The 22,430-nt window shown below is 65.9% G+C and carries 17 protein-coding genes and 1 tRNA gene; 6 read left to right on the forward strand and 12 right to left on the reverse strand.

Annotated features, from left to right (window positions below; all coding sequences use genetic code 11):
- The first annotated feature begins 97 nt into the window (after window positions 1–97).
- From KIT86_RS03500 to KIT86_RS03525, 6 genes are all read left to right on the forward strand, one after another.
- Complete coding sequence (locus KIT86_RS03500) at window positions 98–1,639, forward strand: AMP-binding protein (protein ID WP_297395082.1); 1,542 nt, start codon at window positions 98–100, stop codon at window positions 1,637–1,639.
- Between the two features lie 36 nt (window positions 1,640–1,675).
- Window positions 1,676–4,366: a LuxR C-terminal-related transcriptional regulator gene (locus tag KIT86_RS03505; protein WP_297395084.1), complete on the forward strand. Its 2,691-nt coding sequence runs from the start codon at window positions 1,676–1,678 to the stop codon at window positions 4,364–4,366.
- A gap of 79 nt (window positions 4,367–4,445) precedes the next feature.
- On the forward strand, window positions 4,446–5,657 hold the full coding sequence (locus KIT86_RS03510) for an acetyl-CoA C-acetyltransferase (protein ID WP_297395086.1): 1,212 nt from the start codon (window positions 4,446–4,448) through the stop codon (window positions 5,655–5,657).
- A complete protein-coding gene (locus KIT86_RS03515; RefSeq protein ID WP_297395088.1) occupies window positions 5,654–7,789 on the forward strand; it encodes a 3-hydroxyacyl-CoA dehydrogenase NAD-binding domain-containing protein in 2,136 nt (711 codons plus the stop codon). The genes KIT86_RS03510 and KIT86_RS03515 overlap by 4 nt, the downstream gene beginning before the upstream one ends.
- Before the next feature lie 59 nt (window positions 7,790–7,848).
- Window positions 7,849–8,829, forward strand: a complete 981-nt coding sequence (locus KIT86_RS03520) for a tripartite tricarboxylate transporter substrate binding protein (protein ID WP_297395090.1) — start codon at window positions 7,849–7,851, stop codon at window positions 8,827–8,829.
- 19 nt (window positions 8,830–8,848) lie between these two features.
- Window positions 8,849–9,997, forward strand: coding sequence for an acyl-CoA dehydrogenase family protein (locus KIT86_RS03525; RefSeq protein ID WP_297395092.1), 1,149 nt, complete (start codon window positions 8,849–8,851; stop codon window positions 9,995–9,997).
- 358 nt (window positions 9,998–10,355) lie between these two features.
- On the opposite strand, the gene KIT86_RS03530 is transcribed toward KIT86_RS03525, so the two are convergent.
- The 12 genes from KIT86_RS03530 to prfB all read right to left on the reverse strand — a co-directional run bounded on the left by KIT86_RS03530 (window position 10,356) and on the right by prfB (window position 22,409).
- Complete coding sequence (locus tag KIT86_RS03530) at window positions 10,356–11,432, reverse strand: ImmA/IrrE family metallo-endopeptidase (RefSeq protein ID WP_297395094.1); 1,077 nt, start codon at window positions 11,430–11,432, stop codon at window positions 10,356–10,358.
- Window positions 11,419–12,030 (reverse strand): hypothetical protein, encoded by a 612-nt coding sequence (locus tag KIT86_RS03535; RefSeq protein ID WP_297395095.1) that lies wholly within the window; start codon window positions 12,028–12,030, stop codon window positions 11,419–11,421. The genes KIT86_RS03530 and KIT86_RS03535 overlap by 14 nt, the downstream gene beginning before the upstream one ends.
- Window positions 12,031–12,454: 424 nt before the next feature.
- Window positions 12,455–12,530: transfer RNA gene (locus KIT86_RS03540), tRNA-Thr, on the reverse strand.
- A gap of 69 nt (window positions 12,531–12,599) precedes the next feature.
- Entirely contained in the window at window positions 12,600–13,037 is a 438-nt protein-coding gene (locus KIT86_RS03545) for a universal stress protein (RefSeq protein WP_297395096.1), read from the reverse strand.
- A 56-nt stretch (window positions 13,038–13,093) separates the two neighbouring features.
- Window positions 13,094–13,795, reverse strand: a complete 702-nt coding sequence (locus tag KIT86_RS03550; protein ID WP_297395097.1) for a TerC family protein — start codon at window positions 13,793–13,795, stop codon at window positions 13,094–13,096.
- 229 nt (window positions 13,796–14,024) lie between these two features.
- Window positions 14,025–15,428 (reverse strand): sensor histidine kinase, encoded by a 1,404-nt coding sequence (locus KIT86_RS03555; RefSeq protein ID WP_297395098.1) that lies wholly within the window; start codon window positions 15,426–15,428, stop codon window positions 14,025–14,027.
- The gene (locus KIT86_RS03560) at window positions 15,415–16,092 is read right to left on the reverse strand and encodes a response regulator transcription factor (RefSeq protein ID WP_297395100.1); all 678 of its coding nucleotides are present in this window, start codon (window positions 16,090–16,092) and stop codon (window positions 15,415–15,417) included. The genes KIT86_RS03555 and KIT86_RS03560 overlap by 14 nt, the downstream gene beginning before the upstream one ends.
- 113 nt (window positions 16,093–16,205) lie before the next feature.
- The gene (locus KIT86_RS03565) at window positions 16,206–16,820 is read right to left on the reverse strand and encodes a 1-acyl-sn-glycerol-3-phosphate acyltransferase (RefSeq protein ID WP_297395102.1); all 615 of its coding nucleotides are present in this window, start codon (window positions 16,818–16,820) and stop codon (window positions 16,206–16,208) included.
- A 43-nt stretch (window positions 16,821–16,863) separates the two neighbouring features.
- Window positions 16,864–17,916, reverse strand: coding sequence for a class 1 fructose-bisphosphatase (locus KIT86_RS03570; protein ID WP_297395103.1), 1,053 nt, complete (start codon window positions 17,914–17,916; stop codon window positions 16,864–16,866).
- 13 nt (window positions 17,917–17,929) lie between these two features.
- Window positions 17,930–20,644, reverse strand: a complete 2,715-nt coding sequence (gene pepN, locus KIT86_RS03575; protein WP_297395104.1) for an aminopeptidase N — start codon at window positions 20,642–20,644, stop codon at window positions 17,930–17,932.
- Window positions 20,637–21,305 (reverse strand): HAD family phosphatase, encoded by a 669-nt coding sequence (locus KIT86_RS03580; protein ID WP_297395106.1) that lies wholly within the window; start codon window positions 21,303–21,305, stop codon window positions 20,637–20,639. Before KIT86_RS03580 ends, pepN begins: the two co-directional genes overlap by 8 nt.
- A protein-coding gene (prfB, locus tag KIT86_RS03585; RefSeq protein WP_297395107.1) for a peptide chain release factor 2 occupies window positions 21,305–22,409 on the reverse strand; the annotation gives its coding sequence in 2 pieces (ribosomal slippage) (window positions 21,305–22,327 and window positions 22,329–22,409; 1,104 coding nt in all). The genes KIT86_RS03580 and prfB overlap by 1 nt, the downstream gene beginning before the upstream one ends.
- Window positions 22,410–22,430 lie beyond the last annotated feature (21 nt).

The raw sequence follows: 22,430 nt of genomic DNA on the forward strand, positions 1-22,430 counted from the left end.
CGCAGCCCCTCCTTTGGGAGGGGGCGGGAAAAGGAGGGAAGCGAACAATGGACGGGCTGCGCGGCTTGCGCAGCCCGTCCAAAAAGAAGGAGACAACATGGACACCATGATCGATGCATTGCAATCCGCCGCGGCCGAGGCCCCCGATCGAACCTTCTGCGTTTTCGAACAACGCCGCACCATCTTTGCCGATTTTTTCGACCGGGTGCGGCGCGTGGCAGCCGGCCTGCAGGCCTTCGGACTGGCGAAGGACCAGCGCATTGCCTTCCTGGGCAAGAACTCGGACCGCGCCCTGGAGGTGGTCTACGGGGGCGCCATGGCTTTGCATCCGGCGGCCGTGATCAACTGGAGACTGGCCCTGCCAGAGTGGATCGACATCGTCCGCGACACCGGGTCAACCGTTCTCTTCGCCGACGGCGAGTACCTCACGCAGGCGCTGGAGGTGACGAAGGCACTGCCGGTCATCCGTCAGGTCATCGTGATCGACGGACCCGCGCAACGCCCGGACGCCCCGACCCTGGACTACGACACGTGGCTGGAGGCCTGCAGCCCGCTGCAGACCTGGGCCATTTCAGCGGACGACGATTTCCTGCAGCTCTACACCAGCGGAACCACAGGTCGACCCAAAGGGGTGCGACTGACGCACGCCAACTACGCCAGCCTTGTCGAACAATGGTGCGTGTTGATCGGCCCACCGCCATCGGATGAGAACCTGCTGATCTTTATGCCCTTCTTCCACGCTTCCGGGATCACGTTTCCCATTCTGGCGGTGCGGTACAGGACCTCGGTGGAGATCCAGCGTGCGCCGGATGCGGATCGGATCTTCCAGGCGCTGGAGAGCGGGCGGGTGACCGCGATGGTGATGGTCCCGACGCTCATCGGCATGCTGGTGCCGAAAGCCAGTGCGGGGGCCTACCCGAAGCTCCGGCGCATCTACTACGGTGCGTCCACGATCGATGCACCGCTGCTGGAGCGGGCCATGGCGGTTTTCGACTGCGAGTTCGTGCAGATCTACGGCGCCACGGAAACCACCGCGGCGCTGACGCTGCTCTCGCCCGATGACCATCGGCGCGGCGGCCACTACATCACGTCGGCGGGACGGTTCTGTTCACTGTCCCAGGTGCATCTGACCTCGCCGGAGGGGACTCGGCTGCCCCCGGGGGAAACGGGCGAGGTTTGGGTGCGTTCCGCATCCATTATGAAGGGGTACTGGAACAACCCGGACGCCACGCGGGATGCGATTGTCGACGGCTGGTACCGCACCGGCGACGTCGGTCGCGTCGACGATGAAGGCTATCTCTACATCGTGGATCGGGCGAAGGACATGATCGTCAGCGGTGGCGAGAACGTGTATTCGGCCGAGGTCGAGAATGTCCTTGCAGCGCATCCGCACGTGAAAGAGGTGGCGGTGGTGGCGTCGCCGGATGCGCATTGGGGCGAGATCGTCACCGCGTGCATCGTTCCCCATCCTGGGCATGACATGACGCTCGAGGGGTTGCGGGAGTTCGCGCGCGAGCGGCTCGCGGGTTACAAGCTGCCTCGTCGCCTGGTGCTGTTGGACGCGTTGCCGCGCAATCCCCTGGGGAAGGTGTTGAAGGGCACGCTGAGGACCCAGATGAAGCAGGGCGCGCCGGCCTGAGACGGCGTGGCCAGTCGGGCATAGGGCGGCGCTGCCATGCATTTCTTTTCGGACGCCTCCGACCGCAGAAAGCGGTTCGGTGCCGAACCGCTCCCGCTGGGCAAACTGGCGCCGCCCTCGTTCGGGTTCGACCCCATCTGCCCGCCAGCGTGTCAGCGGATTCTGGAGGCCTCCTTGCCTCGCCTGGTGATGGCCTGCGCACCCGTGGGTTATGGCAAGACGGTGTTTCTCACCGAGCTGCACCACCGGCTGCGGCAGCGCAAGGTGCGCACGATCTGGGTGACCCTGGATGACCGCGATCGCGACGCGGAAGACTTGCTGGTGCTGCTGGACGCCGCCATCGCGGTGGTCGAACGGCCCGCCTTCAGCCTCCCGGGTGAAGCCGATCTGCGCATCGAGGCGATGATCGGACGGCTGGATGCCCTGCCTGGTCGAACCGCGGTGTTCATCGACAACCTGCATTACTGCGAAGACCCTCGCCTTGCGGGGCTGCTGGACCAGCTGGTCTTTGGCGCGGGCCCCGGCTTGCACATGATGCTCTCGAGCGCCCATGCACCGCCGGTGGACGTCACGCGTGCGAAGCTGCAGTACGCGGTCTCGGAGGTCGACGCCCGTCAGCTCTGCTTCGACCACGAAAGGGCTGCCCTTCTCTTTGCCCGGGCCGGCGTCGGTGCGGTCACCACCGATCGGATTGACGATGCCGTCCACAGAACCGAAGGCTGGCCCGCCGCGTTGAGGCTGCTCCAGGTGCTGGCGATCGAGGGGGGCGGCATGGAGTCCGCCCTGGCCCGCTTCGATGGTGACGGGAAGGACATTGCATCAGTGCTCACCGGTCGGGTGCTCGCGGGCTTTTCGTCGGAGCTGGTCGAGTTCCTGATGGAAATCGCCTGCCTGCGTGAATTCAGCGCGGACCTGGCCCATGCCGTGACCGGGCAGGCGCGGGCCGAGGAATGGATACGGATGCTGACGCACCGCAACCTGCTGGTGTTCCGCATTGATGGGACGCGGCATTGGCTGCGCATGCACACCTTGCTGAGGCAGTTCCTGCTGGCCGAAGGCGAGCGCCGCGTCACGGTGGGCCGCCGTCAGGCTATCCGTCGGTATGCGGCGGAATTCTTCGTGCTCCGCGACGAGGCCGTCGCGATGGAGTACGCGCTGGAGGCTTCGGCCCTGGAGTTGGCCTCGGAGCTGCTGGACCGCCTGGCGCGCAAGCTGCCTTTGGGGCGCGACTGGCGGCTGCGCTACATCCGCTGGGCGGGGCATCTGATGGCCGTCGGATTGCCACTGAGTTTGTCGGCACACAGCTGGTATGCCTGGGCGCTGTGCTTCTCCAACGAACACGAAAGGGCCCGCTGGGCGACGGAGCGCCTGCTCGAACGCCTGGCACGAGAGGAGACGGGCGAGCCGTCGCTGGTGGAGCGCGCCGGTCTGTTGCGTGTGCTCACCTCGGTGTTCCTCGACCGCACCGACGATGCGCGCATGGCCGCAAACCAATGGCTCGCCGAAGACCGGTCGCGGGACCCATTCGACCGCGCCATGGTGTGCAGCGCTGCCGCCATCGCCGCGCTGTCGGCCCACGACGACGACGCGGCAGAGGGTTTTCTGCAATTGGCCCTGGCCGCCGTGTCGGGCTGGGAAGGGTCGTACGGACAGGTTTGGGTCGGCATACTGCAGGCGATCGGTCACATCGACGCCGGGGATTCGCTCAAGGTGGAGGCCGAGCTGGCCGCACTGCGCGAGACCGCGGTCTCGCACCTGGGGGAAAACGCGGACATCGTCGACACCCTCGATCTCGTGCACGCGCGCGTGGCGCTCGACCTGGGAGATGCTCCACTGGCCGCGCAGCGTGCGGCTCGCGGCCTGCGCAGTGCGACACGTCACGGCATCGTCGAAACGGTGGTGCTCGGCATGGGGGTGTGCGTTTCGTTGGAGGCTCAGGGGTATCCGCTGCCCGAATGCAGCGGACACCGGGCGCAGGATGCGGTGGCGCTGCGTTACCCGGCGCGCGCGCGCCGCATTCTCGACATGTTCAGGTTGCGTGCCTTGGCCCGATCGGGCGAGGTCGAGGCCGCCGAGCAACAGGCCCGTCGGGCCGGACTTTGGTTGTTGCCGGGCCGCCATGGACCGCTCGATCGAGAGGGCATGGCCAGGCTGCTGGCGCATGTCGAGTTGCTGATCGCGCAGGACCTGGGCGAGCGGGCGCTGGTGCTCATCGACCGTCAACTGCGCCAACCCGCCACCCGTCGTCTGCCGCGCGAGAGCATCGAGTTGCAGATTCTGGCTGCGCAACTGTCCTTGCGCGAAGGGCAGAAGCGGCAGGCGCTCCGGCATTTTTCGATGGCCATCGTGCTGGCGTCCAGGCGCCGCCTGCAGGGGCCGTTCCTCGAGCATCGATCGGCCGTCGCGCAACTGCTGGACGCGTTCAGTGACCGTGATCTTTCTTTCACGGGCGTGGACGACCTGAGGCTGCTGGCCGAGTTGAGAGGACGCCATACCGGCGGCGCACGCAGCGATCCGATCGCCTCGCGCGAGAGTTTGACACCCCGCGAGCACGACCTGCTGGTCCTGCTCGACAGCGGCCTGAGCAACCAGCAGATCGCCGATCGCATGGCCGTGTCTATCACCACCGTGAAGTGGCATTGCGCGAACGTGTACGAAAAGCTGGGCGTGCGCAACCGCGCCGCCGCCATCAAGCGCGCGCGCATCCAGGGCAGCCTGCTCGGGTGAAACCCGCCCCTCCGAAAGGAGGGGGCGCTGTTGGGTGTGCCCTGGAATCATGGCGTCGCACTCAACAAGCAAGACACCCATGGAGCACGCATACATTTACGACCACGCGCGAACACCGCGTGGAAAAGGCAAGCCGGACGGCTCGCTGCACACCATTCCCTCGGTTCGGCTCGCCACCACCGTTCTGTCTGCCATTCGAGACAGAAACCAGCTGGACACCGGCCTGATCGACGACATCGTCTTCGGCATCGCCACGCCGGTCCACGAGCAGGGGCAGTGCCTACCCCGGATTGCCGCTTTGGCGGCGGGTTACGACGAGCGCGTCGCGGGCATACAGGTCAACCGGTTCTGCGGCTCAGGCTTGGACGCCTGCAACATCGCTGCGGCGAAGGTCATGGCCGGTCAGGCCGATTTCGCCATCGGCGGTGGCTGTGAGTCCATGTCGCGCACCCCCATCATGTCCGACGGTGGCGCCTGGACCAGCGATCCGCAACTGGCGTTCGCCACGCATTTCGTGCCGCAGGGCATCAGCGCGGACCTCGTGGCCACCAAGTGGGGTTACTCCCGTGGTGATCTCGATGCGTTCGCCGTGCGCAGCCACCAGCTCGCTGCGCAGGCCCAGCAGCAGGGGCGCTTCCTGGGATCCATCGTGCCGGTGAAGAACCTGCTGGGCGAGGCGGTTCTGGCGTACGACGAGACGGTGAGGCCGGACTGCCGCCTGGAGCACCTGCAGTCGCTGAAGCCCTCCTTCGCCGAGATGGGCAGCAAGCTGGGTTTCAATGCCATTGCGACCCAACGGTATCCCGAGATCGAAGCGATCGAGCACCGCCACCACGCGGGCAACTCGTCGGGCATTGTCGACGGGGCCAGCGCGGTGCTGTTCGGCAGCCGGGCAGCGGGCGCAAAGGCGGGTCTGAGGCCCAGAGGCCGGGTGCTTTCGTTCGCCGAGATCGGTTCCGAGCCCACCATCATGCTGACCGCGCCGGCCGCCGCCGCGCAGAAGGCTTTGGCCCGGATGGGCATGCAACCCCGTGACGTGGATCTGTACGAGGTCAACGAGGCCTTCGCCGCCGTGCCCCTGCGCTTCGCGGATGCGCTGGGCCTTCCCGTCGATCGCATCAACGTCAACGGCGGGTCGATCGCACTGGGCCACCCGCTCGGTGCCACGGGCGGCATGCTCATCGGCACGGCGCTGGACGAGCTGGAGCGCACCGGTGGCCAAACGGCCCTCATCACCCTTTGTGTCGGCGCCGGAATGGGCGTTGCAACCCTCATCGAACGCCTCGCATGATTCACGTTTCCTACCAGGAGGGCGGCATCGCCGTTCTCACCATCGACCAACCCGAGCGTGCTGTCAACGTCTTTGGATGGGACTTCGCCGATCAACTGGAGGCCGCGATCTCGCGGGTGGCCGAGGACCCTGCGGTGACCGGCGTCGTTCTGACATCGGGCAAGGCCGGCTTCATGGCCGGTGCCGATCTGGCGATGCTGCAGGCGTTCGCCCGCCCGGACGTCACACCCGCCAAGGCCCGCGACCTGATTGCCCGCCTGAGCGCGCCCATGCGCCGAATCGAACTCCTGGGAAAACCCGTCGTTGGTGCCAGCCCCGGGACGGCGCTGGGCGGCGGCTTTGAACTTCTGCTGGCCTGTCACTACCGCGTGGTGTCGGACGCGGGCGATGCGCGGTACGGCCTTCCCGAAGCCACTTTGGGTCTGCTGCCCGGTGCCGGCGGTACCCAGCGTCTGCCGCGTCTGGTTGGCCTACCGAAGGCCCTGCCGCTGCTGCTCGAAGGACGTGGCCTGAATGTCGGCGAAGCGCAGGCCCTGGGCCTGGTCAACGAAGTGGTGCCGCAGACGGACCTCCTACCGGCGGCGTTTCGGTCGCTGCGCGAGGGCCGCGTGCCTTCAAAAGCCCCTTGGGATCAGAAGGGGTTTCGCATCCCGGGCGGTGACACCACCGTGCACGGCGATCTCTTTCTGGCGACCAATGCCCGTCTGCAGGCTGCGAGCCGCGGCAATCTGGAAGCGCCCAAGGCGATTGCCTCGTGCGTCTACGAAGGATCGCGTTTGCCGATGGACGCTGCGCTGGACGTCGAGCGCCAGTACTTCGCGACGCTTGTGACTGGGCCTACCGCCCAGGCGCTGATCCGCACACTCTTCTTTGCGCGCCAGGCGGCGGACAAGCTGGCCCGTCGACCCGCCGGCGTGCCCAAATCCCGAGTGTCGCGTCTGGGTGTGGTGGGCGCGGGGTTGATGGGGCGGGGCATTGCAGAGGTCGCCGCGCTGTCGGGCATTGACGTTCAAGTCATGGACCGCGATCTGGCCGCGTCGACCGCCAGCGTGAGCGCCGTGGTCGCCGCAATCGACGCCGCGGTGGAGAAAAAGCGTTTGAGCGAGGCCGCCGCCGCGACGGCAAAGGCCCGCATCACCCCGGTGGCCGATTGGCATTCGCTGGCCGATTGCGATCTTGTGATCGAGGCGGTCTTTGAGGATGCGCGGTTGAAGCAGGAGGTGCTTCGCCAACTCGACGACGTGATGGCACCTGGCGTGGTCATCGCCTCGAACACCTCCACGATGCGCATCGGCGGGCTGACGCAGGCCCTGAAGCATCCCGAGCGCTTCATCGGCCTTCACTTCTTCTCACCCGTGCCACGCATGGCACTGGTCGAAACGGTGGTGACATCGGCGACCGACGACACCACGCTGGCGCGCGGCCTGGACTTTGTGCGGCAGCTGCGCAAAACGCCGATCGTGGTCAACGACGCCCATGGGTTCTACACCTCCCGTTGCGTCGAGGCCTATGTGCGGGAGAGCCTGCGGCTTGTCGCAGAAGGCGTCGAGCCCGCGCGCATCGAGAACGCGGCGCTGGCCATCGGCATGCCGGTGGGGCCTCTGGCCATGGCCGATGAGGCCGGCCTTGACGTGTTGTGGAACATCAAGGAATCGGCACGCTTGGCGTGCGGGAGCACCTATGTGCCCGACGAGTCGGATCGGCTGTTCGACGAAATGAAGCGCCGTGGCCGGCTGGGGCGTAAATCCGGCGGCGGCTTCTACGAGTACGGCGGGACCGGCAAGCGGTTGTGGTCCGGCATTGCCGACTTGCGCGCCGACGAGCGACCGGGGATGGACGACGCGGAGGTGAGACAGCGCCTCCTCTTCATCCAGTGCCTGACCGCCGCATCGGCCTTTGAGCAGGGTGTCGTCGAGGACGCCGCGGAGGCGGACCTGGGGGCCGTGCTCGGCTGGGCCTTCCCCTCTCACCTCGGCGGCCCATTTGCAGCCATCGAGCGCAACGGCATTGAGCACTTCTGCCTGCAGGCTGGGCAGCTGGCTCAGCGGCATGGGACGAGGTTCGCGCCGCCGGCGCTGCTGCAACGCATGGCCTCAGAAGGTCGGCGCTTTCACGAGGCCGAGACGACCTGAAAACTGGATTTTCACGTTCGCCGCGAAGCGGCTTTCCACAACGACTAGGAGACACGACCATGAATCGACGCATTGCCTCTTTGCTGGCGGTCCTCGGACTGCTGGCCACCACGCCGGCCGCTCTGGCGCAGGCCCCATACCCCAGCCGGCCCATCCGCCTGGTGGTGCCCTATCCCGCGGGCGGGGGGACGGATGTGGTAGCGCGCAAGGTGGCCGAGATGGCCAGCGTTCGTCTGGGGCAACCCATCGTGATCGACAACAAGCCGGGGGCCAATGGCTCCATCGGAACCGGTGAAGTCGCCAGAGCCGCCGCGGATGGCTACACCCTCGCATGGGCCATTCCGGACTCGCTCATCAGTGTGGCGTCGTTGGTGAAGTCTCCGAGCTACGACGCGCGACGGGATCTGACGGCCATCGTCCGATTGGTGGCTTCGCCCGTAGCGGTGATGACGAGCACGGACTCGGACATCAAGAGCGTGCAGGATCTCCTGGCACGCGGTCGCGCGCAACCCGGAAAGCTCACCTACGGCTCCTGGGGGCCAGGAACACTGCCGCACCTGCTCATGGCGACCATCGATCCCAAGGACGAAGGCCGGTTCGTGCAACTGCCCTACCGGGGGCAGGCGCCCGCGATCCAGGATGTCGTGGCGCGTCAGATCCAGATTGGGTTCGCGCCGCCGCACATTGCCGCCCAGTACGTGCAGAAGGGCATGGCTCATGTGATCGCCGTGGTCAGCGACGAGCGCTCCGCCTTGATGCCCCATGTGCCAACGCTCGCGGAGCAGGCTGTAGAGGGCGACTTGGCCCGCTCGAGGTTGTGGATGGGGGTTGTCGGTCCCCGCGGCCTGCCTGCTTCGGTGGTCGACCGTCTTTCCACGGAGTTCACGGCCGTGGTGGCGTCGCCGGATTTCAAGTCCTTTCTGTCGCAGGTTGGCATGGCCCCCTATGTGGCGCAGTCAGGCGACTTTTCGGCCCAGATCGGCAAGGAGTTCGTGACAACCAACAGCCTCATCAGAAAGCTGGGCGTGGTCGCCGAATGACGCGTGGCGTGGGACGCTTATGACCATCGAATTCCGCCCCAGCTGGCTGGACGAAGACCTGGCGATGTACCAGGACACCGTCGTCCGATTCGTCGAAACCGAGATGCTGCCGAACGACGAGGCGGCGCGCCACCAGGGCCACGTCGGCCACGACCTGTGGAAGCGCGCCGGTGAACTCGGCGTGCTGTGCTCGGACATCCCCGAGGCTTACGGCGACGGCGGTGGCGACTTCCGCCACGAGGCCGTGCTGTACGACGCCATGAGCCGGCGCGGCCTCACCGGCATGAGCCCGTCGGTGCACAGCATCGTGGCGCACTACTTCCTCAACCACGGCACCGAGGCCCAGAAACAGAAGTGGCTGCCGCGCCTGGCGCGCGGCGAGATCGTGGGCGCGATCGCCATGACCGAACCCGGCACCGGCTCGGACCTGCAGGGCGTGCGCACCCGCGCCGAGAAACGCGGCAACCGCTATGTCATCAATGGGTCCAAAACCTTCATCACCAACGGCTACCTCGCCGGCCTGGTGCTGGTGGTCTGCAAGACCGACCCGACGCAGCGCGCGCGCGGCACCTCCATACTGATCGTGGAGACCAAGGACCTCAAGGGCTACCGCGTGGGCCGCGTGCTCGACAAGATCGGCCTGAAGGCGCAGGACACCTCCGAGCTGTTCTTCGACGACGTCGAGGTGCCCGAAGAGAACCTGCTCGGCGGCGCCGAAGGCCAGGGCTTCTTCCAGCTCATGTCCGACCTGCCCTACGAGCGCACCATCATCGGTGTGATGGCCGCCGCCGCGATGGAAGGCGCCTACCAGACCACGCTCAACTACGTGCGCGACCGCAAGGCCTTCGGCCAGACCATCGCCGACTTCCAGAACACGCGCTTTCGCCTGGCCGAGATCGCCACCACCTGCCAGGTCGCGCGCGCCTTCGTCGACCAGTGCGTGGAAAAGCTCGTGGCCGGCCAGCTCGACACCGCCACCGCTTCCATGGTCAAGCTCTGGAGCTCCGAGCAGCAGGGCCGCGTGATCGACGAGTGCCTGCAGCTGCACGGGGGCTACGGCTACATGAACGAGTACCTGGTGGGCCGCATGTACGTGGACGCGCGCATCCAGCGCATCTACGGTGGCGCCAACGAGGTCATGCGCGAAGTGATCGCGCGCGCAATGTAAAGGAAATCCCCTCTGCATTCCCCAAATCGAAGTCCCGTTGAATTGGTGAGCCGCTCAGAAGTGGAGGGTGAAGGAGGAAATGCCCTGGAGTGCGCATTCTGACCGCGAAATAGGGCAATCGCGACAACTAACGACCTCCGGTCGCAGCACTTTGGCGCCAGTTCAATTTTCGCGGTACATCGGAAGCGGTGAGCAGGGCTCAATCCGATGGAGAGCTCAATGTACCCGGTGCCAATTGCAAAGAGAGAAGTGTGAAGACTCTTGAGGACGCAGCACTTAAAGATATGAAGCCGCTTGACGACATGTCCTGCGAACAAGCGCAAAAAAGCCCGCGTCGTGCGGGCTGTAGGAATGAAGGCTACTTGATGCGTCGCAGAGCAGTTGGCTTGCTAAGCCCATACAAAGTCGCGATTTCGTCGTAGCGTAAATGGAACGCGCCCTCTAACTCCTGAACGCCGTAGCCGAAGGCGTCAGTGAGGTTGGAAATCAACGCGTGGGCCAGGGTGGGCGATTCAGGCTGGAGATCAAGTACTGCTGGCTCCCGTGTGCGGTAGCCCTTGAACGACATCTGACGCCACAGGTATGAGGAAGTCCCAGTATCGATCTTCCCAAGGGTTTTTGCCCGCACGATGATTGACCCCATCGAGGCGCGCCAGTAGGGCTTTAGCTGGGCAGCACGAGGCAAAGTCAGATCGCGAAGCTCGCCGCCAATGTCCTCCGCTGGCATAAGGAATGCGGCTGCGAAATCATCGGCTTGTTTTTCCATGTCTGGTGATGGAAATCGGTGCAAGATGATGTGACCAAGTTCGTGGGCAAGGCTGAACCGTTGACGATCGCCCGGGAGATTTCTGTTGAGGAAGATCACCGGAGGCATCCCTGGAACCTGGTAGCTGGCGCCGTCGATGCGCGCAGCTTCCATGTCAGACTGGATGACGAGAATGCCAGCACGCTCGACGTACTCCATAAGAGATCGAATTGGTCCACGCGGAACGTACCAGGCGCGCCTCACCATCGCCGCGACTTCCTCAATGTCGGCAGCGTAGTCCTCCGCGTCATATCTTGGAAGGGGAAGCTCGGGTTCAAAGTCGACGGACTTGAGTAAGACTCGCGCGTGACCAAGCCTAACGCTCAATTCGGCGATGACTTTATCCAGGACCTTTTGACCGACAGAGGCCTGCTTCCGGTACATCGGATGAGCGCTAATTGGAGGCCCGTATTCACGTTCAGCTTGATAAAAGAAAGACTCCAAGCAGGAGAGGGCCTGTGTCAACTTGGCGATCTGTTGCTCAGTGGGGTCTTTCAGACCTTGCTCGATTTTCGAGATTGTTCCTTGCGTGACCCCGGTCTTCCCTTCCAAGTCCGCTTGGCTGTATCCGAGCATCCGTCGCCGCACACCCACCATCTCTGGGCGGAAAGCGCCATTAAGTTCTGCCATCGTTCGCCTCGCGCTTCACCTGGCTTTCCTCTGTTGGCTTTTTGGGCTTGATCATGCGCTCGGCCGGCGTGCCTCCAGTCGGTTGCTTGGGCAAAGAAATCACACTTTGACCATGATCCTCAGCCGAATCAAGCAAATCGATAGACCAAAGTAATTTCGAGCGATGGCGTTGAGCGATCACGATACGGTCGACTTCCGTTTGAAGATCATTCAGCGTGTAAACAAGCTCTAGGCGCACCACTCCTTCAAACAAGTCAACGCTGGCGTCATTGAAATCCAAGGCCGCCTGTGTTGGGTAGTTTCGAGAGAGCAGCTGGTTTGTGCCCTTCTTCATTCGTACGAAGAAGCTATTGCCCACGACCAGGCCTTGCCAATGGCGCATCACCTGAACAGAGATGCCCTCACGGCCCTCAAAGGTCTTCTTCGCACGGGCTAGAAATTGATTCCAGATCAAGGTAGCGCGGACCTTAGGGTCCTGCATTGATGCGGAAAAGGGCGACTGAGCCCAGTCGTAGTGGGCTTGATAGATGAGATCGATCAGGTCGGGGTAGTACGGCTTAAGCGTCGAGTTCACTTGAGATTCTGTGGCGAAGGGCATGTTGCGGCGGTCGAAGTGGCGACGATCGCACTATATCGTGAAACTACAGAATCAACGACAAAATATTCCAAAAATTATTCCGATGCCTCCTTGCGATCCTCGCAAGGCAGGGCAGCCAAGCAGACCCGACTCAACAAACTACCGTGCCAGCCGGGCCCTCCGGAAGGCAGAGTTTCACGATGAGAACATGTGGCGACTACTCATAACATGCGAAAGCATGTTGGAGTCTGCACACACGTTTGGGGTGGCGACGTTCCGCGAAGCGGACGCCAGCCTTGTCACGGTGGGGTGTGATCGCCAGAGGCATGGAAGGCTTATAGAAATTGGCCTGCTCCGCGCGAGCCATTTGCCTACAGATTGCCTACAAGGTTGTGCCAAGAAAAAACCCGCTACGAATATCGCAGCGGGTTTCCCTTGGTTTTCATGGTGCCGGAGAGATGAATCGAACACCCGACCTTCTCATTACGAATGAGCTGCTCTACCGACTGAGCTACACCGGCGAAGGCGTGATTATAGCCACGTAAACATGCAGCCCGGAACCGACTGGGCCGCTGTGCGTGCAAGGCGCGTCAGGATCCCAGGACCTGGTAGTCCCCCGTGCCCACCAGCAGCTGCCGTACCTGCGCGGCCACGCTGCCGAACAATGTGCGGGCCAGGCCATGGTCGTTGCCGTCCTGGCCCATCACGATGCGGTCACAGTGCAGCTCGCGCGCGGTCCGGGCAATGGTCTGGGCGCTGCGGCCGACGTGGACGGTGGCCTGGTACGGCACGCCGGCCAGGTCGAGCAGGGCGCGGGCCGGCGCCAGGTCGTCCATGCCGGCGCCGTGTTGCAGGTCGTGCAGCTCATGGGCGCCGAAGAACATCGCGACGTCGCCCGACACGCGCGGTTGCACGCTGAGCAGGTGCACCTCGGCCGGCTCCTGCTGGTACAGGCCGATGGCCCGGTTGACTGCGTCGCGGGTGCGCGCCGCGCTGAGTCCGTCGACAACGACAAGCATCTTGTGCATGGTGGTGGTTTCCTCGGGTTCGTGGCGTGCGTGGAATGTTGGTGTCGGTGGTGTCGTCAGGCGCCGCGGGTTTCGAGCGCGGCCTGTTGGGCCGACGCGCGGCTTTCCATCCATTTGCCCACCGCCACGACCAATACCGCGCCGGTGACGGGCAGCACCAGGTGCAGGTCGTGGTGGCTGCCGGCCCACCCCGCGATCGACGGGTCGCTGAACGCCATCTCGCCGGCGACCCAGCCGAGCAGGCCGGCGCCGAGCGTGATGATGATGGGGAAGCGGTTCATCAGCTTGAGGATGACGGTGCTGCCGTAGATGATCAGCGGGATGCTGATCACCAGGCCGACGACGAGCAGCACGATGTCACCCTTGGCAGCGGCGGCCACGCCGATCACGTTGTCCAGGCTCATCACCAGGTCGGCGACGATGATGGTCTTGATCGCGGCGAACAGGTTGGAGTGGCCTTCGAGGTCACCGCCCTCGTCGTCGCCGCTCAGCAGGCCGATGCCGATCCACAACAGCAGTGCGGCACCCACGAGCTTGAGGTAGGGCAGGCTGAGCAGGTAGATCGCGAAGAACGTCAGCACGACGCGCAGCACGATGGCGCCGACGCTGCCGAACAGGATCGCCTTTTTTTGCTGCGATGGCGGCAGCGAGCGGCTGGCCAGCGCGATGACGACGGCGTTGTCGCCGCTGAGAACGATGTTGATCAAGATGATCTGGGACAACGCCAGCCAGAATTCTGGCGTCATGATGGTGGCCATCCGGTGCTCCTCTGCTTGGTGGGTCGATGTGCGGTGCCCGGGTGGGCGCGCGTATGTAACGAGCTTAAGCAGTCGCGCTTACGGCCTTCTGCCGGTTGGCTGTCGCCACGATGTCGGTTTGCTGTCGCCACGCTTACGGTGGCAGCGGCGTCCGTTCCTGGGCGCCATGCCGGTCAATCGCACGGCGCCGGGTCGCGCGTCGGCGCTTGCGCCGGTATTGCGCGGGCGACTAATGGCTGGCCGCGGTCGGAAACACCACGCTGAAGGTGTTGCCGATGCCGTCGGTGTCGTCCTCCAGCGTGATGCGCGCCTGGTGCAATGCGGCGATCTCGCTGACGATGGCCAGGCCCAGGCCGCTGCCGTCGACGTGGCTGCCCAGCAGCCGGTGGAAGCGCTCGAAGATGCGCTCGCGCTCGTCCACCGGAATGGTCGGGCTGTCGTCGCTGATCGACAGTCGGGCCTGGCCGTCGCCGGTGCGGCCCACGGCCACGGTCACGCGGCCCTGCTCGCGGCTGTAGCGCACGGCGTTGTCGACCAGGTTGTTGATCAGCTCGCGCAGCCGGTCCGGGTCGCCGTCGATGGTCACCGTCTCGGCCGCCGGCTCGAAACCCAGGTCGATGCCGCGCTTGAGCGCGTCCGGCACCCAGCGCATGGCCACGTCCACCGCCAGCGCATTGAGGTCGATGCGCTGCATGTCCACCGTGTGGATGGCGCCGGGTTCGTTGCGCGCCAGCGTCAGCAACTGGCGCACCAGGCGCGACAGCCGCTCCGCGCCCAGGTGCAGCTGGGCCAGCGCGTGACGCACCCGGGCCGGGTCGTCCTCGCGCAGTGCCATCTCGATCTGCGCCTTCAGGCCGCTGACCGGCGTTTTGAGCTGATGCGCGGCATCGGCGATGAAACGGTTCTGCACGTCCAGCGTCTGGCCTAGGCGCAGCATCAGCGCATTGATGTCATCCACCAACGGCCGGACCTCGCCCGGCACCCGGTCGAGCTCGATTGGGCTCAGGTCCACGTGCGAGCGGCTCGATACCGCGGTACGCAGCCGCTTGAGCGGCAGCAGGCCGCGCGAGACACCGACATACACCACGGCGCCGGCCAGCACGATCAGCAGCAGCTGCGGCAGCACGATGCTGGCCAGGATCTCCAGCGCCAGCCGCTGGCGCCGGTTGCGCGTCTCGGCCACCTGCACCAGTACCGGGTCGGCGGTCGCGGCCGTGTCGTACGGCAACCAGAGCGCGACCTGCCGCACCGGCTCGCCGTGCAAAATGGCGTCGCCGAACCGCGCGGCCGGCGTGATCGTCTCCGTGGCGGGCCCCGGCGCGGCCAGTGCGGCATCGCCGCCGATCAGCACGCCGTCGCGCCGCTTCACGCTGTAGAACAGCCGGTCGTCCTGGTCGACCAGCAGCACCCGCTCCACCGCCGGCGTCATGTCGACCATGGGCCCGGCGCCGTTGGCCTTGACATGCAGCGCCACCTCGCGTGCGATCTCCTGCAGCGAGCGGTCGTGGGCGCGGTTCGAGAAATGCAGCGCAGCCCAGTAGCTGGCCGCGGTGTCGACGACCATCAGCGCCATCAGGGGCAGCAGCAGCCAGCCCAGCAGCTGGGTCTGCAGCCGCGGTTCAGCCCGGGCCACCGTCGCGCTCCAGCAGGTAGCCCATGCCGCGCACGGTGCGGATCTCGAAGCCACGGCCTTCGAGTTTCTTGCGGATGCGGTAGATGTAGACCTCGATGGCGTTGGCGCCGACCTCGTCGCCCCAGCCGTACAGGTGGTTGACCATGTGTTCCTTGCTCACGACGCGCCCCTCGCGCAGCAGCAGCAGCTCGAGCACCGCGAACTCGCGCGCCGACAGGTCCACCGGCTGCTCGTCGTAGTAGACGCGCCGGCCCGCAGTGTCCAGGCGCAGTTTTCCGTGCATCAGCGATGGCGTCGGGTTGCTGCTGGCGCGCCGGATCAGCGCGCGCACGCGCGCCTCGAGCTCGGGCAGGTCGAAGGGCTTGGCCAGGTAGTCATCTGCGCCCAGGTCCAGGCCGCGTACCCGGTCGGCCAGCGTGTCGAAGGCGGTCAACATCAGGACCGGCAACGCCGACTTGCGCGCACGCAGGCGGCGCAGCAGGTCCAGGCCGCTCAGTCCGGGCAGGCCGATGTCGAGGATGGCCAGGTCGTAGATGTCCAGCGCCAGCACATGGTCAGCCTGCGCGCCGTCGCTGACCACGTCCACCGCATAGGCGGACTGCACCAGCGCGCGCGACAGCGCGTCGGCCAGTATGGCGTCGTCCTCGACCAGAAGAATCCGCATGGCGATGAAGGCCTGGCCGCAAGGCAGGCGTTGGCTTCGTGGGAAGCGTGATCGTACGGCATGCGCCAGACCCGCCGTGCCAGCGACGGCGGGCGCCGCACTGGGTGGCCGTCTCAGCGCCGCGCCTGGACCCGTACCGGTGCCGCCAGCGCCGGATACCGGCCCACCGCATGTTCGGCATACCAGCATTCGATCTGCCGCAGGTCCGCCTGGATGTCGCCGCTGGGCATCAAAAAGGTGGTGACGCCGATCTCGCGCCGCCGGAAGTTGAAATACGCCAGGCCGATAGGCACCCGGGCGGTGCAGGCAATGTGGTAGAAGCCCGAGCGCCAGCCGTCGCCGGCCTTGCGCGTGCCTTCGGGGGCGATGACCAGCCACCAGCGCGCGCCGCGCTCCGTTTCCGACTGCAGTCGGCGGGCCATGTCGGCGATGACGCTGTTGGCACTGTTGCGCCGCACCGGGATGCCGCCGCACCAGCGCATGAAGCGGCCCAGCACCGGCGCGCGGAACAGGCTGTCCTTGCCCAGGAAGGCCACCGGGATGCCGATGGACCATTTGGCAACGATGCCGACGACGAAATCCCAGTTCGACGTGTGTGGATAGGCCACGATGACGCCGCAGCCCGGCGGCGTGCCGTGGTAACACACGCGCCAGCCGAACAGGCCGAGCAGGCGCCGCATCCAGGCGCTGCCGCGATCAGTGGTGACGGTCGTCGCAACCACCGCCATCGGCTGTGGCGGCGGTGGTGGTGCTTGCGGCGTGGCGTCTGCGTTAGCCAGCGCGTGTCGCCGGTTCGGCGTCGGTGGTGGCGGCGGCGGCATGCAGCGCGACGACGTGTTCCACTTCGTTCCGGCTGCCCAGGATGACGCTGACGCGCTGGTGCAACTGGGTCGGCAACACGTCGAGGATGCGTTGTGTTCCGGTGCTCGCGGCGCCGCCGGCCTGTTCGACCAGCCAGCCCATGGGGTTGGCCTCGTACATCAGGCGCAGCTTGCCGGGCTTGCCGGGTTCGCGCTTGTCCCAGGGGTACAGGAAGATGCCGCCGCGCGTCAGGATGCGGTGCACGTCGGCCACCATGCTGGCGATCCAGCGCATGTTGAAGTCCTTGCCGCGCGGGCCTTCCACCCCTTGCAGGCATTCGTCGATGTAGCGCTTCACCGGCGCGTCCCAGTGCCGCATGTTGCTCATGTTGATCGCGAACTCCTTGGTGTCGGCCGGCACGGTCAGCCGCTCCTGGGTGAGCACGAAGGAGCCCTGTTCGCGGTCGAGCGTGAACATGGCCACGCCGTCGCCGACGGTCAGCACCAGCGTGGTCTGCGGGCCGTAGATGCAATAACCGGCCGCCACCTGCTTGTTGCCGGGTTGCAGGAAGTCGGCCTCGGACACGCCCGCGCCGTTGTTCTCGGGCTTGCGCAGCACGCTGAAGATGGTGCCGATGCTGACGTTGACGTCGACGTTGCTCGAGCCGTCGAGCGGGTCGAACAGCAGCAGGTATTCGCCCTGCGGATACCGGTGCGGCACGACGTAGATGCCTTCCATCTCCTCGCTGGCCATGGCCGCGAGGTGGCCGCCCCATTCGTTGGCCTCGATCAGCACCTCGTTGGCGATGATGTCGAGCTGCTTCTGGATCTCGCCCTGCACGTTCTCGGTCTTGGCCGCGCCGAGCACGCCGCCCAGCGCTCCCTTGTTGACGGCCTGGCTAATGCCCTTGCAGGCGCGCGCGACGACCTCGAGCAGCAGCCGCAGGTCGGACGGGATCAGGTTGTGCACGCGCTGGTGCTCGACCAGGTAACGCGTCAGGGAAATCTTGTTGTTCGTTGCCATGGTGTGCGTGTGTTCAGTCGGCCAGCGCGCGGCTGACCACCTCGCGCACGTCGTTGCTCAGGTCGGGCTTGGCGGCCACCTTGGCGATGGCCTCGCGGGCCGCGCTGCGGTAGGGTTCGGCCAGGCGGCTCCAGCGGTCCAGCGCGCGCGCCAGCCGGGCGGCCAGCTGCGGGTTGAACGCGTCGATCTCGAGCACGCGCACGCTCCAGAACTGATACCCCGCCGCATCCTTGCGGTGGAATGCGGCCGCATTGCCGTTGCAATACGCGAACAGCAGGCTGCGCGCCCGGTTCGGGTTCTTCAGGTGGAAGTCGGGGTGCGACATCAACTTTGTTACCAGCGGCAGGATGTGGCCGTCGCGGTCGCTGGCGCCGGCCTGCAACGCGAACCACTTGTCGAGCACCAGCTCGTCGCCCTTGAACATGGCGTGGAAGCGGTTCAAGGCCTCGCCCGCGAGCGGATGCGCACAACCCACCAGCGCCGACAGGGCGTGCAGGCGGTCGGTCATGTTGCCGGCCTGCTTGAAGCGCTCGAAGGCCTTGCCGGGCCACATGTCGTTGTCGGCGCCCAGGCACAACATCGACAAGGCCATGCCGGCCAGCGCACGCCTGCCGCTGGACAGTGGGTCGGGGCGGTAGGCGCCGGTGTCGCGGTTGGCCTCCCAGGCCTGTTGCCAATCGTCGGCCAGTGCCGTGGCCAGCTGCAGCCGCATCGACTCGCGTACCGCGTGGATCTGCTGCGGGTCCACCACCGCGAGCTGGTCGGCGATGTAGCCCTCGGACGGCAGCGTCAGCGCCAGCTCCTTGAAGGCCGCGTCCAGGCCGTCGTGGCGCAGGATGCCGCGCATCGCGTCCAGGTATTGCGGCGTCAACACCTCGGCGACGGCCGGCGCGTCGGCCGGTTGCGCGAGCGCGGCCAGTGCGCAGCGCATCGCCAGGCGCTGGCCGGCTTCCCAGCGGTTGAACGGGTCGCTGTCATGGGCCAGCAGATGCAGCAGCTGCGCGTCGCTGTAGTCGAACTCCAGCACCACCGGCGCGCTGAAGCCGCGCAGGATGGACGGCACCGGTTCGGCCGCGACGTTGACGAAGGTGAAGGATTGCTCGGCCTCGCTGAGCACCAGGGTGCGCGGCACCATGGTCGGTGCCGCTTCGTCGGCCAGCTGCAGCGGCAGGTCGTCGCCCTGCGGGCCGACGAGCCCGAGCGCGACCGGGATCACGAACGGCAGCTTGTCGCCCTGGCCGGGTGTGGGCTTGCAGCTTTGCGTGAACGTGAGCGTGTAGCTGCCGCCGTCGGCATCGTAGCGGCCGACCGCCTTGACCTGTGGCGTGCCGGCCTGGCTGTACCAGCGCTTGAACTGCGGCAGCAACCGGGCCAGGTCGGACGCGGGGTTGGCATCGGCCTGGGCCTGGGCGAAGTCGTCGCAGGTCACGGCCTGGCCGTCGTGGCGCTCGAAATACAGCTGCAAGCCCCGGGCGAAGCCGGCGCGCCCGACCAGGGTCTGCATCATGCGCACGACCTCGGCGCCTTTTTCGTAGACGGTGACGGTGTAGAAGTTGTTGATCTCGACATAGCTGTCGGGACGCACCGGGTGCGCCATCGGGCCGGCGTCCTCGGGGAACTGCGCGGTACGCAACACGCGCACGTCGTCGATGCGCTTGACGGCGCGGGCCGACGCGTCGGCGCACAGGTCCTGCGAGAACTCCTGGTCGCGGAACACCGTCAGGCCTTCCTTGAGGCTGAGCTGGAACCAGTCGCGGCAGGTCACGCGGTTGCCGGTCCAGTTGTGGAAATACTCGTGGCCGACGACCGACTCGATGCCCGAGAAGTCGGTGTCGGTGGCTGTGGCCTGGGTCGCCAGCACGTATTTCGTGTTGAAGATGTTCAGGCCCTTGTTCTCCATCGCGCCCATGTTGAAGTCGCTGGTGGCGACGATCATGAAACGCTCCAGGTCCAGCGGCAGGCCGAACCGGGCCTCGTCCCAGACGATGGAGGCCATCAGGGATTCCATCGCATGGTCGGTCTTGCCCAGGTCGCCGCGGCGCACGTAGATCTCCAGCAGGTGTTCCTTGCCGGCGCGCGAGGTGATGCGTTGCTGGCGCGACTCCAGCTGGCCGGCCACCAGCGCGAACAGGTAACACGGCTTGCGGTGCGGGTCGACCCAGCGCGCGAAATGCCGGCCGGCATTGCCGTCGCCGGTGAGATCGCCGCTGTCGACCAGGTTGCCGTTGGACAGCAGCACCGGGTAGGCAGCCTTGTTGGCGCGCAGCGTCACGGTGTAGGTGGCCATCACGTCCGGGCGGTCCAGGAAATAGGTGATGCGCCGGAAACCCTCGGCCTCGCACTGCGTGAAGAACGAGTCGTTGCTGACGTACAGGCCCATCAGCTTGGTGTTCTTGGCCGGCGCGCAGGTGGTGAAGATCTCGAGCTCGAAGGCGCCGGCGTCGGCCGCGGGCAGGTTGTCGAGCACCAGCTTGCCGCCGTCGATCTTGAACGAGGCGCTGGCGCCGTTGACCAGCACCCGCGACAGGTTGAGCTCGTCGCCGTCCAGGCGCAGCGGCTGCACCGGCACGTCGGGGTTGCGGCGCAGCCGCATCTTGTTGAGCACCCGGGTCTTGGCCGGGTCGAGGTCGAAGGTCAGGTCGACGGTGTCGATCCAGAAGGCGGGCGCGGTGTAGTCGGCGCGCTGGACGCTGACTGCAGGGCCTTGGTCATCACGGGTCTCAGGCATGCAATGTCTCCAGGAAGTTGTTTTTCATCAGGTCGTGGTAGCTGTCGATATGCGCGATGACATGCTCGCCGGCGAGTTCCTCGGCGCGGTGGCTGGTGCACACCGCCACCGCCCGCATGCCGGCGCGACGCGCCGCCTCGATGCCGAACGGCGCGTCCTCGAACACGATGCAGGCCTGCGGGTCGGCGCCGATGCGCCGCGCCGCCTCGAGAAAGATCGCCGGCTCGGGTTTGCCCGGCAGGCCTTCGTCACCGCCCACCATGGCATGGGGCAGCGGATCCATCTTCAGGTGCTGCATCGCGAACGCGATGTTGTGCTTGTCGCCGGCCGTGCCCACGCCCAGGCGCAGCCCGCGCCGGTGGGCATCGGCGAAGAACGCCTTGAAGCCCGCCACCTCGGCAAACACCGGCGCGAACAGCTCGCGGTAGATCTCTTCCTTCTGGTGGATCAGCGCCCAGCACTCCTGCGGCTCCATGGCGCGGCCGAACAGCAGCTCCATGCATTCGGCGCCGGTGCGCCCGGTGGTGCGGCGCAGCAGTTCGGCCACGTCGATGGCGATGCCGTGGTTCCGGGCGAACGCGACCCAGCTTTTCGCGTGGTAGGGCATCGAATCGATCATGGTGCCATCCATGTCGAAGATCAGGCCTTGCACGCGCTGCATCACACGCCCTGCTTGAGCGAGGCTTCGATGAACACGTCCAGGTCGCCGTCGAGCACCTTCTGCGTGGCCGAGACCTCGACGTTGGTGCGCAGGTCCTTGATGCGGCTGTTGTCCAGCACATAGCTGCGGATCTGGTGGCCCCAGCCGACGTCGGTCTTGGTGTCCTCGAGCTTTTGCTGCTCCTCCTGCTGCTTGCGCAACTCATGGTCGTACAGCTTGGAGCGCAGCCGTTTCCAGGCCACGTCGCGGTTGCTGTGCTGGCTGCGGCCGTCCTGGCACTGCACGACGATGCCGGTGGGGATGTGCGTGAGCCGCACCGCCGAGTCGGTCTTGTTGATGTGCTGGCCGCCCGCGCCGCTGGCGCGGTAGGTGTCGGTGCGCACGTCGGCCGGGTTGATCTCGATCTCGATCGAGTCGTCGATCTCCGGGTAGACGAACACGCTGGCAAAGCTGGTGTGGCGACCGCCCGAGGAGTCGAACGGCGACTTGCGCACCAGGCGGTGCACGCCGGTCTCGGTGCGCAGCAGGCCGAACGCGTATTCGCCCTCGACCTTGATCGTCGCGCCCTTGATGCCGGCGGTGTCGCCGGGGGACTCGTCCTCGATGGTGGTCGAAAAACCCTTGCGTTCGGCGTAGCGCAGGTACTGGCGCAGCAGCATGCTGGCCCAGTCGCAGGCCTCGGTGCCGCCGGCGCCGGCCTGGATGTCGATGAAGCAGTTCAGCGGGTCGGCCGGCTTGTTGAACATGCGCAGGAACTCGAGTTTCTCGATTTCCGCCGCCAGCTTGGCGGTGTCGCGCTCGATCTGCAGCAGGCTGTCCTCGTCACCCTCGTCCTTGCTCATCGCATAGAGCTCGGAGTTGTCGGCCAGCTCGGTCGTGAGCCGGCCCAGCGACAACACCACGGAGTCGAGCGACTTCTTCTCGCGCCCGAGTTCCTGGGCTTTCTTGGGGTCGTTCCAGACCGCGGGGTCTTCCAGCGAGGCGTTGACCGTCCTCAGGCGTTCGGCTTTGGCATCGTAGTCAAAGATACCCCCGTAACTCTTGGGTGCGCTCCGACAGGTCCTCGAGTTGGGTGCCGATCTGGTTGATGTGTACTGCGTCCATGGTGCTTGTCCTGGTTGGGGA

The organism is Hydrogenophaga sp. (assembly GCF_026125825.1).
GTDB lineage: Bacteria > Pseudomonadota > Gammaproteobacteria > Burkholderiales > Burkholderiaceae_C > Hydrogenophaga.

Bases quoted from the DNA above. Each gene is read 5' to 3' on its own strand.
- KIT86_RS03505 (WP_297395084.1), top strand. From the start codon at position 1,676: ATGCATTTCTTTTCGGACGCCTCCGACCGCAGAAAGCGGTTCGGTGCC.
- KIT86_RS03515 (WP_297395088.1), top strand. From the start codon at position 5,654: ATGATTCACGTTTCCTACCAGGAGGGCGGCATCGCCGTTCTCACCATC.
- KIT86_RS03500 (WP_297395082.1), top strand. From the start codon at position 98: ATGGACACCATGATCGATGCATTGCAATCCGCCGCGGCCGAGGCCCCC.
- KIT86_RS03535 (WP_297395095.1), bottom strand. From the start codon at position 12,030: ATGCCCTTCGCCACAGAATCTCAAGTGAACTCGACGCTTAAGCCGTAC.
- KIT86_RS03545 (WP_297395096.1), bottom strand. From the start codon at position 13,037: ATGCACAAGATGCTTGTCGTTGTCGACGGACTCAGCGCGGCGCGCACC.
- KIT86_RS03525 (WP_297395092.1), top strand. From the start codon at position 8,849: ATGACCATCGAATTCCGCCCCAGCTGGCTGGACGAAGACCTGGCGATG.
- KIT86_RS03580 (WP_297395106.1), bottom strand. From the start codon at position 21,305: ATGCAGCGCGTGCAAGGCCTGATCTTCGACATGGATGGCACCATGATC.
- KIT86_RS03570 (WP_297395103.1), bottom strand. From the start codon at position 17,916: ATGGCAACGAACAACAAGATTTCCCTGACGCGTTACCTGGTCGAGCAC.
- KIT86_RS03550 (WP_297395097.1), bottom strand. From the start codon at position 13,795: ATGGCCACCATCATGACGCCAGAATTCTGGCTGGCGTTGTCCCAGATC.
- KIT86_RS03530 (WP_297395094.1), bottom strand. From the start codon at position 11,432: ATGGCAGAACTTAATGGCGCTTTCCGCCCAGAGATGGTGGGTGTGCGG.
- pepN (WP_297395104.1), bottom strand. From the start codon at position 20,644: ATGCCTGAGACCCGTGATGACCAAGGCCCTGCAGTCAGCGTCCAGCGC.
- KIT86_RS03510 (WP_297395086.1), top strand. From the start codon at position 4,446: ATGGAGCACGCATACATTTACGACCACGCGCGAACACCGCGTGGAAAA.
- KIT86_RS03520 (WP_297395090.1), top strand. From the start codon at position 7,849: ATGAATCGACGCATTGCCTCTTTGCTGGCGGTCCTCGGACTGCTGGCC.
- KIT86_RS03565 (WP_297395102.1), bottom strand. From the start codon at position 16,820: ATGGCGGTGGTTGCGACGACCGTCACCACTGATCGCGGCAGCGCCTGG.
- KIT86_RS03560 (WP_297395100.1), bottom strand. From the start codon at position 16,092: ATGCGGATTCTTCTGGTCGAGGACGACGCCATACTGGCCGACGCGCTG.